Here is an 8,707-nt window from a genome sequence, read left to right on the forward strand (position 1 = left end):
TGTCGACCCGCGTCATCGCCGGATTCATCGCCGTCATCCCGCTGTACGTGCTCGGCCTGATCTCGGCGTACTTCGCCTCCCGCACGGTGACCACCCTGTTCAACGGTCAGTCCACGGGATCGTACGATCACTACTTCAACCTGTTCCTACCACCGGTTGACGTGTTGTGGTCGTTCGGCAAGGTGTTGGTGTTCGCGTTCGTGATCATCCTCGTGCACTGCTACTACGGCTACTTCGCCAGCGGTGGCCCTTCCGGCGTGGGTGTGGCCGTCGGTCATGCGGTGCGAGCCGCGCTGGTGCTGATCGCGCTGCTGGACTTCTTCCTCGGCCTCGCCATCTGGGGAACGTCGACAACCGTTCGAGTGGGAGGCTAGGCGCCCGATGTCCGCAACAGTTCGTCAACGACTCCTCGGCCTGATCTTCCTGCTGGTCTGCATCGGCTTCCTGGCCTTCACGATCCTGCAGTTCAACAAGGCTTTCACGTCGTTCACCACCGTCAAGTTCACCACCGACACCGCGGGTAACGCGCTGCCCAACGCCGCCGACGTCAAGGCGCGCGGCGTCATCGTCGGCGAGGTCCGCGAGGTCACGCCGTCCCCGGACGGCAAGGTCGTCGTCACCCTCGGCCTCGATCCCGACATGGCCAAGAAGCTGCCGGCCGACACGACCGCTCGCATCCTGCCCAAGACCCTGTTCGGCGAGCGCTTCGTCGACCTGAACGTCCCGGAGACCACGGGCGGTCCGACGCTGGCCAGCACCAAGAACGCGACCATCCGCACCGACGAGAGCGGCAACGCCAAGGAAATCCAGGAGATGTTCGATAAGCTCCTGCCGCTCCTCAAGGCCGTTCCCCCGCAGGACCTGAACGTCACCCTGACCGCGCTGTCCAAGGCGCTCGAAGGCCGTGGTGATCAGTTGCACACCACGATCACCGACCTCAACAAGGTGTTCAGCGGCATCAACAAGGTGCTGCCGGATCTGGAGGGCACGCTGCAGGGTCTGTCGGACTTCTCGCAGACCTACTCCGAGGCGCTGCCGAACATCATCGACGGCCTCGACAACCTGCGGACCACCGGAAACACGATCGTCGAGAAGCAGTCCGATCTGCGGAACCTGATCTCGACGCTGAGCACGGCGGCAACCGACACCACCGGCTTCTTGCAGACCAACCGCAGGGATCTGCTCGACATCATCATCAAGGGCGAACCGTTCCTGCGCGGCGCTGCACGCCAGTCACCGGCTTTCGGCTGCACGTTCAAGAACTTCGCGAGCGTCGTTCCGGAGGCCGACAGGGTCGTTGGCAAGGGCACCGCCAACCCAGGTCCCCGAGTGAACCTCCAGTTCGTCAACCCGCGCGGGCGTTACCTGCCCAACCAGGACGAGCCGCGGTTCTTCGACTACAACCGTCCGGCCATCTGTTACGAATCGCCGACCAACGGTCGTCCTTTCCCGCAGTATCCGGGTGGTGGCCTCGGCGAGGGCTCGTACCAGCCGCCGTCACGGAACGCCGGCCCCAGGGACATCCCGATCGCCGGTGACGACTTCCCGATCAGCCCGCCGAGCCAGAACAGCGTGGTTCCCGCCGGGACGATCGCTGCCAACCCCTATGACAACGCGGAGTACGTCAATCAGTTGAAGGTCGTCTACGCCGGTACCACCGGGAACGACCCGGAGAATGTTCCCGCCTGGGTCACCATGATCGGCGGAGCCGGGCTCAAGGGAGCACAGGTGAACATCAAATGAAATCCATCACCGGACCCCTGATCAAGCTCATCGTGTTCGCGGTGATCACCGTGATCACGACGTCGATGCTGGCGCTGACGATCGGCAACGTCGGCGGCAGCGGTGACTCCGAGTTCAAGGCCGTCTTCGACGATGCCGCGATGCTCAACGCCGGCGACGATGTCCGTATCGCGGGCGTGCGCGTCGGCCAGGTTACCGATGTGAAGATCCACAACCGCAACCAGGCGCTGGTCACGTTCAACGCCGACCGCGACCGGCTGCCCGAGGGCACCAACGTGGTGATCAAGTACCGCAACCTCACCGGCCTGCGGTATCTGGCTCTCGAACGCGGTGCGGGAGATCAATCGGTCGCCTTCAAACCCGGCCACGTCTTCGGCACCGACTCGACGACGCCCGCGGTCAACCTCACCGAACTGTTCAACGGCTTCAAGCCGCTGTTCAAGGAGTTGAGCCCGACCGAGGTCAACAAGCTCAGCGAGAAGATCATCAACGTCTTCCAGGGCCAGAGCGACACAATGTCGAGCCTGCTCTCGGACACCGCCGACCTGACCACCGCCCTCGCGGACAAGGACAAGGTGATCGGCGAGTTGATCACCAACCTGACCAAGGTGATGGACACGGTCAACGAGCACAACGACGAGTTCGACTCCCTGCTGGTGAATACCTCGAACCTGGTCAGCGGCCTGGCCGCGCAGCGCGACTCGGTGGGCTCGGCCATCACGTCGGTGTCCAACCTGACCGCGGTCACCTCCGATATCCTGACCAAGACCCGGCCCTCCATCCAGGGTGATATCGCGGGCCTCAAGACGCTGTCGGATCAGGTGAACAAGCGTCAGGGCGACGTCGAAACAGCCCTCAAGAACCTGCCGGTCAAGCTGCAGAAGGTGGGTCGTGCGGCCACGTTCGGTTCGTGGTTCCAGTTCTACCTGTGCGGCATCGACGTCGTGGCAGGCAACGGCAAGTCGACGTTGCTGACCAAACCGCTGGTATCCCTGCCGGATATCAACCATGTCCTCTACACCAGCGCGGCCACCCGTTGCTGGCGTGACAATCAACGGCCCCGGGGGTGACGAAATTGACTGACCAGACCACTCCCGCACCGGCACAACCCAAGAAGAGCCGGCGCTTCGCGGGTAAGCGAACTCCCGTCAGCATCGGCGGTATCGGCATCCTCGTGGTGCTGATGGTCGCGGTGTCGGCGTTCTTCCTCAACGAACTACCGCTGGTGGGTGCCGGAGCGCGCTACTCGGCGGAGTTCACCGAGGCCGCCGGCCTCAAGAAGGGCAACGAGGTCCGCGTTGCCGGTATCAAGGTCGGCGAGGTCGATGATGTCGCGCTCGACGGTGAGCGAGTCAAGGTGACCTTCCGCGCCAACAACACCTGGATCGGTGACCGGAGCGAGGCGTCGATCCAGATCAAGACGGTGCTGGGTCAGAAGTACCTCGCCGTCACCCCGCTCGGCGACAAGCTCGCCGATCCGGACACGCCGATTCCGCTGGAGCGGACGGTATCGCCGTACGACGTGATCGAGGCGTTCTCGGACGCATCGACACAGCTGACCGACGACCCGAACACCGGCGAGGCCGGCATCGACAGCGAGCAGCTGGCCCAGGCCTTCGACGCGCTGGGTGATTCGCTGTCGGGTACGGCCGGCAACTTCGGCCCCACCCTTGAAGGCCTGTCGCGGCTGTCCGAGACCATCGCGAGTCGCGACTCGGAGGTCAAGCGGCTGCTGAAGGCGACCAAGTCCACTACCGGGATCCTGGCCAACCGGAACGAGGAGTTCGCGCGGCTGATCGCCGGAGCAGGTCAGTTGCTCGAAGAGCTGAATAACCGGCAGCAGTCGATCTCCAAACTGCTCGCCACCACGACCTCGCTCAGCACCTCGCTGACCGGCCTGGTACGGGACAACGAGCAGCAGATCGGCCCCGCACTCGACGCGCTTGCCGAGGTGAACCAGTTGCTGCAAAGGCAAAACCAGAACATCCGCGACACGATCAAGTACATGGCGCCCTTCTACCGGATGTACACCAACGTCCTCGGCAACGGCCGCTGGCTGGAGTCGGTGGTCACCAACATCCTGCCGCCGGCACTGCCGCAGCAGAACACCACTCGGCCGCCTAACAAGACGGCCAATCAGAACAACGGCGGAACGGAGGCCGGCTGATGACGGTTCCCCAGACATCGGGCCCCGGCCGCTGGTTCAGCCCGCGCGCCATCGTGATGACGGTGCTCGCACTGGTCCTCGCACTGGTCGTCGCCGGTTCACTGTGGTGGGCGTTCAACTCGATGGGCAAGACCAAGATCACCGCGACCTTCGCGCGGACCGTCGGTATCTATAAGGGCAGCGACGTCCGGGTCCTGGGCGTCAAGGTCGGCCAGGTCGATGAGGTGACCCCGAAGGGCGACAGGGTGCAGGTCAAGATGTCCGTCGACCGCGGCATCGACCTTCCCAAGGACGTCAAGGCCGTGCAGGTGGTGCCGTCGGTCGTCGCCGACCGATACATCCAGCTGACGCCCGTCTTCAAGGAGGGCATGCGCAAGGCGCCCAAGTCGTTCAGTCTGAGCGTCGACGACGGTCAGACCATGGTTCCGGTCGAGGTCGATGAGCTCTACCGCGGTATCCAGAACCTGACCGACGCGCTCGGTCCGAACGGCGCCAACAAGCCGGCCACCGGTGAGCAGGAGGGCGCGCTGACCAAGCTTGCTCGCGTCGGTGCCGACAACCTCGAAGGAAACGGCGCCAAGCTGGGCGAGACCATCGAGCAGCTGTCGAAGGCGTCGAAGACGCTGGCCGGGTCCAGTGGCGACATCGTCTCCACGATCAAGAACCTCGACGTGTTCGTGGGTGCGTTGCGCGAGAACGATGCGCAGGTGCGGCAGTTCAACACGCAGATGGCCTCGTTCTCCAAGTACATGGTGAGCGAACGCGATCAGCTCGGACAGGCGCTCAACAAGCTCTCGTATGCGCTCGGCGACGTCGCGACGTTCCTCGATGACAACGAGGCGAAGATCGGCAAGACGGTCCGTGACCTGCAGCCGACCACCAAGGCACTGCTCGATGAGAAGGACAACCTGAAGGAAGTCCTGACGCTGCTGCCGCTGACGATCAGCAACCTGATCAACGCGTACAACGCGGAGTCGGGAACCCTGGACATGCGGCTGACGATCCCGGAGCTGCAGGATCCGCTGACCGCGGGTTGCTCGGTGCTCGATCTCGGCAAGCTCATGCCCGGTGATCCGGCCGCCAAGCAGTGGAGCGCGTCCATGCGCCCGCTCGTCGACAACTGCTCCAAGGTGGCCAAGCAGATCACCAAGGGTGTGCTGACGCCGACACTGCCGATCCTCCCGTTCGGCATCATGAGCAACGACCGACAGCAGCAGAAGCCGTCCCCGGGAACAGTGCCCGGCAATCCGGATCCGCAGCTCAAGCAGACACCACCGTCGCAGCGTGGGGGCAACTGATGACAAGAATCGGCAATAACGGGCGGGGTCGGCATTCGGCCCGCGCCGCGGGTATCGGGGCGGCCTTCGTGGCCGCGACCGTCGCGGTGGCCGGCTGCGGCATCAACATGCAGGAGTTGCCGCTGCCCGGTGGCACCGACACCGGTAGCAAGCCACGGCAATACACCATCCAGTTCGACAACGTGCTCGACCTGGTACCGCAGTCGCAGGTGAAGAAGGACGGCATCAACGTCGGCCGGATCGTCTCGATCAAGGTGCCCAAGGACTCGTGGCAGGCCAACGTCAAGATCGAGGTCAAGAACGACGTCAATCTGTCCGAGGACGCGCGCGTCGAGATCCAGCAGACCGCGCTTCTCGGTGAGAAGTTCGTGTCGCTGTCGGAGCCGGAGGGTTCGGAGAATGCTCCCCGGCAGGACCCGAAGGAGCTGATCCGGAACTCGGCCGACAACGAGCGCACCCGCACGGCCACCGACATCGAGCAAGTCCTCGGCGCCCTGTCGATGCTGCTCAACGGTGGTGGTCTGGCACAGTTGACGCCGATCGTGGACGAGCTGAACAAGGCACTCGGCACCGACGGCTCGGAACTGAAGTCGCTGCTCAAGACCACGTCGAAGCTCGTGGCCGGATTGAACCGGCAGCGCGACGATATCGTGACGGCGATCGACGGTCTCAACCAGCTGTCCGAGCGCACTGTCGCGCAGACCGACCAGATCGACCGCATCCTGGGCGAGTTGCCCGAGGCGGTGCAGGTTCTGGAGGATCAGCGGCCGCAGTTCGTCGATCTGCTCACCAAGCTCGATCGGCTCGGAGATGTCGGCACCGACATCATCACCAAGTCGCGTGAGGCGCTGATCACCGATCTGAAGGCGCTGCGGCCGGTGCTGAGTGAGCTGACCAAGGCGGCTCCGGATCTGATCACGTCGCTTCCGCTGTTCCCGACGATTCCGTTCCCGGACACGATGCTGCCGGCGATTCACGGTGACTCGACGAACCTCTTCATGACGCTGGATCTGCGGATCCTCAATCAGATCGAGGCACTCGGCGTGGGACAGGGAACGCCGAAGCATTCCCCGGTCAAGGTGAATCCGTACCCGGTCAATCCAAGTAACCCGTACATCAACGGCAACGGTCCCCGGTCCGGCTGGCCGACGATCAGCCTGATCAACCCGGCCCCGGGTTCGCAGCCGGGTCCGAACACACCGCCCAGCGGCACCAGGTACTCGGCCAAGAAGAAGTCGGCCAAGTCGGATGCCAAGGTCAAGGCGGACACCAAGGTCAAGTCGCAGGCCAAGGCTGATGACAAGGCGAAGACGCAGTACTCGGTGATTCCCGCTCCGGCGGCCGCTGACCAGCGGTTCATCGACGGTCCGCTCTCGATGATCGGTGGAGACAAGTGATCACCAAACTAGCCAAGGTGCAGTTGATCGCGTTCGCGATCGTCGGCATCGTCGCCCTCGTGTACGCGGGCGCCAAGTACGCCCGGCTGGACAAGCTGTCCGGCCTCGGTCAGTACGACGTCACCGTGCAGATGGACAAGTCTTCCGGCGGCATCTTCAAGAACGCCGAGGTCACCTACCGGGGTACCCCGGTAGGTTCGGTGGGCGATCTTGAGCTGACCCCGGAGGGCGTCGACGTCACCCTCAAGCTCAACAAGAGCGCTCCGAAGGTGCCGGCCACGGCGTATGCGGTGATCGCGAACCGGTCCGCGGTCGGTGAGCAGTTCGTCGATCTGCAGCCGACGTCATCGTCGGGTCCGTACTTGAAGGACGGCTCGGTGATCCCGCGGGAACGCACGTCGATCCCGCCGCCGATCGAGAACATCCTGAACTCGGCGATCAAGTTCGCCGGGGAGATTCCGCTCGACGACTTCCACACCGTGGTCACCGAACTCGGTAAGGCACTGAGCGGGCAGAGCGAGAATCTGCAACGTCTGGTCGATTCGCTCGGCGTGCTGGCCAAGTCGGGCGTCGATGCTCTGCCGGAGACGGTGTCGTTGCTCCAGAACTCGAACGTGGTGCTGCGCACGCAGTCCGTGCAGAAGGACGAGATCCTCAGCTGGTCGCGCGATCTCGACGTGCTGGCCGAAACGCTCAAGTCGTCCGATCCCGACATCCGTCGGATTCTGGCGGACGGCCCGGCGGCGGCCACCGAACTGTCCGAGCTGATCCAGAAGCACGGCGGTGACATCACCAAGGTGCTGCAGGATCTCGGCGGAACCATCCGGACGATCGGCCCCACCGGCTACGTCACCAACACCATCTTCGCGATGTTGTCGGCGCTGTCCTCGGGTGCCAAGAGCGTGGTCCCGGGTGACGGTCAGATCCACTTCGGCATCGTCCTGGAGACCAACAACCCGCCGGCCTGCACCAAGGGCTACGAGAGCACGCAGAAGATCATCGAGGAGATGAAGAAACGCAACCCGGACTTCGACATCAACTACGACGACTTCCCGTTCAACACGAACGCCGAGTGCAAGGCCCCGGTGGGTAACCCGACCGGCGTGCGCAGTGCACAACGTGCGGAGCTGGCGAATCCGACGATGGTGCAGCCTTGGGACAACACTCCGAAGAAGGACCCCGACAAGCTCAACCTCAACCCGATCGCGACTCAGCTCGCGGGCCTGCTCGGTATCCACGCCAAGTAGTAGCCGAGACGAACCCATGCCGACCGCATCTCCGCGGCGGCATGGGTTTTTCTCGCGGCATGGGTTTTCTCAGTGTCAGGCGCTAGAGTGGCCGTCGGCCCGACGGTGACAGCGATCTCACCGATGCACGGCGCGCGCTCCGGTGCCTGATGCGCGGTGCGGGGCCGAGCCTGACCGGACGAGTCCACCGTTGTGGGCAGTCCAATGACGCAAGGATGAAATGAGCGACGATAGTTCACATTCGGCGGACGAGAGTGTCTCGGACGCCGAGACCCCCGTCGATGACCAACAGACCGTGAGCCTGGAGAAGGCCGGTGGGGACACCGCCGACGAACCGAAGGCGCCCGATTCGGACGATTCCGATTCGGACGATTCCGGTTCGCAGGACGATGCTGCTGATTCTGCCCCCGTGGGCACGGTTCCGAGTGAGGCACAGGTTCGATCCAAGCGGACCCGGATGCTGGTGACTGCTGCTGCCGGCGTGGCTGCGCTGGTGGCACTGGTGTTCGCGGTGATCTTCGGCATGAGCGGCTACAAGGTCTACACCGACGAGAAGCCGACGCAGAGCGCGCGCGAGGATGCGACGGTCAGCGCCGAGAACGCGATCATCAACATCACTACCATCGACCCGGCGAACGTGAAGGACTGGCAGCGTCGCATCGATTCGTCGCTCACCGGCGACGCACGTACCCAGATCACCCCCGATGACTTCAAGAAGCTGACGCAGCAGATCCAGGCGGCGGGAACCGGTCAGGTGGCCAAGCTGTCGAGCAGGGTGCTGCGCAGCGCACCGGTCGAGGTGAACGCCGACGACGGGACGGCCCGCGTGTTGGTGTATGTGGAAGCCACATCCAA

The 8,707-nt window shown here is 63.9% G+C and carries 7 protein-coding genes and 1 pseudogene; all 8 read left to right on the forward strand.

The genetic code is table 11. The annotated features are described in order from the left end of the window. The coding region (locus KDB67_RS00370) for an ABC transporter permease (protein ID WP_291010959.1) at positions 1 to 374 on the forward strand (374 nt) is incomplete at its 5' end. 7 nt (positions 375 to 381) lie between these two features. After that, positions 382 to 1,743 (forward strand): MCE family protein, encoded by a 1,362-nt coding sequence (locus KDB67_RS00375; protein ID WP_291010962.1) that lies wholly within the window; start codon positions 382 to 384, stop codon positions 1,741 to 1,743. Next, complete coding sequence (locus KDB67_RS00380) at positions 1,740 to 2,813, forward strand: MCE family protein (RefSeq protein WP_291010965.1); 1,074 nt, start codon at positions 1,740 to 1,742, stop codon at positions 2,811 to 2,813. Before KDB67_RS00375 ends, KDB67_RS00380 begins: the two co-directional genes overlap by 4 nt. A 5-nt stretch (positions 2,814 to 2,818) precedes the next feature. After that, the gene (locus tag KDB67_RS00385; protein WP_291010968.1) at positions 2,819 to 3,910 is read left to right on the forward strand and encodes an MCE family protein; all 1,092 of its coding nucleotides are present in this window, start codon (positions 2,819 to 2,821) and stop codon (positions 3,908 to 3,910) included. Continuing rightward, positions 3,910 to 5,208, forward strand: coding sequence for an MCE family protein (locus tag KDB67_RS00390; RefSeq protein WP_291010970.1), 1,299 nt, complete (start codon positions 3,910 to 3,912; stop codon positions 5,206 to 5,208). Before KDB67_RS00385 ends, KDB67_RS00390 begins: the two co-directional genes overlap by 1 nt. Then, positions 5,208 to 6,605, forward strand: coding sequence for an MCE family protein (locus KDB67_RS00395; RefSeq protein ID WP_291010973.1), 1,398 nt, complete (start codon positions 5,208 to 5,210; stop codon positions 6,603 to 6,605). Before KDB67_RS00390 ends, KDB67_RS00395 begins: the two co-directional genes overlap by 1 nt. Then, entirely contained in the window at positions 6,602 to 7,852 is a 1,251-nt protein-coding gene (locus KDB67_RS00400) for an MlaD family protein (protein ID WP_291010977.1), read from the forward strand. Before KDB67_RS00395 ends, KDB67_RS00400 begins: the two co-directional genes overlap by 4 nt. 220 nt (positions 7,853 to 8,072) lie before the next feature. After that, positions 8,073 to 8,707, forward strand: a pseudogene (locus KDB67_RS00405) (hypothetical protein); the annotation flags it as partial.

The organism is Gordonia sp. (in: high G+C Gram-positive bacteria) (genome assembly GCF_020438995.1).
Taxonomy (GTDB): domain Bacteria; phylum Actinomycetota; class Actinomycetes; order Mycobacteriales; family Mycobacteriaceae; genus Gordonia.

Coding starts and splice junctions, on each gene's coding strand:
- KDB67_RS00375 (WP_291010962.1), top strand. CDS start 382: ATGTCCGCAACAGTTCGTCAACGACTCCTCGGCCTGATCTTCCTGCTG.
- KDB67_RS00380 (WP_291010965.1), top strand. CDS start 1,740: ATGAAATCCATCACCGGACCCCTGATCAAGCTCATCGTGTTCGCGGTG.
- KDB67_RS00390 (WP_291010970.1), top strand. CDS start 3,910: ATGACGGTTCCCCAGACATCGGGCCCCGGCCGCTGGTTCAGCCCGCGC.
- KDB67_RS00395 (WP_291010973.1), top strand. CDS start 5,208: ATGACAAGAATCGGCAATAACGGGCGGGGTCGGCATTCGGCCCGCGCC.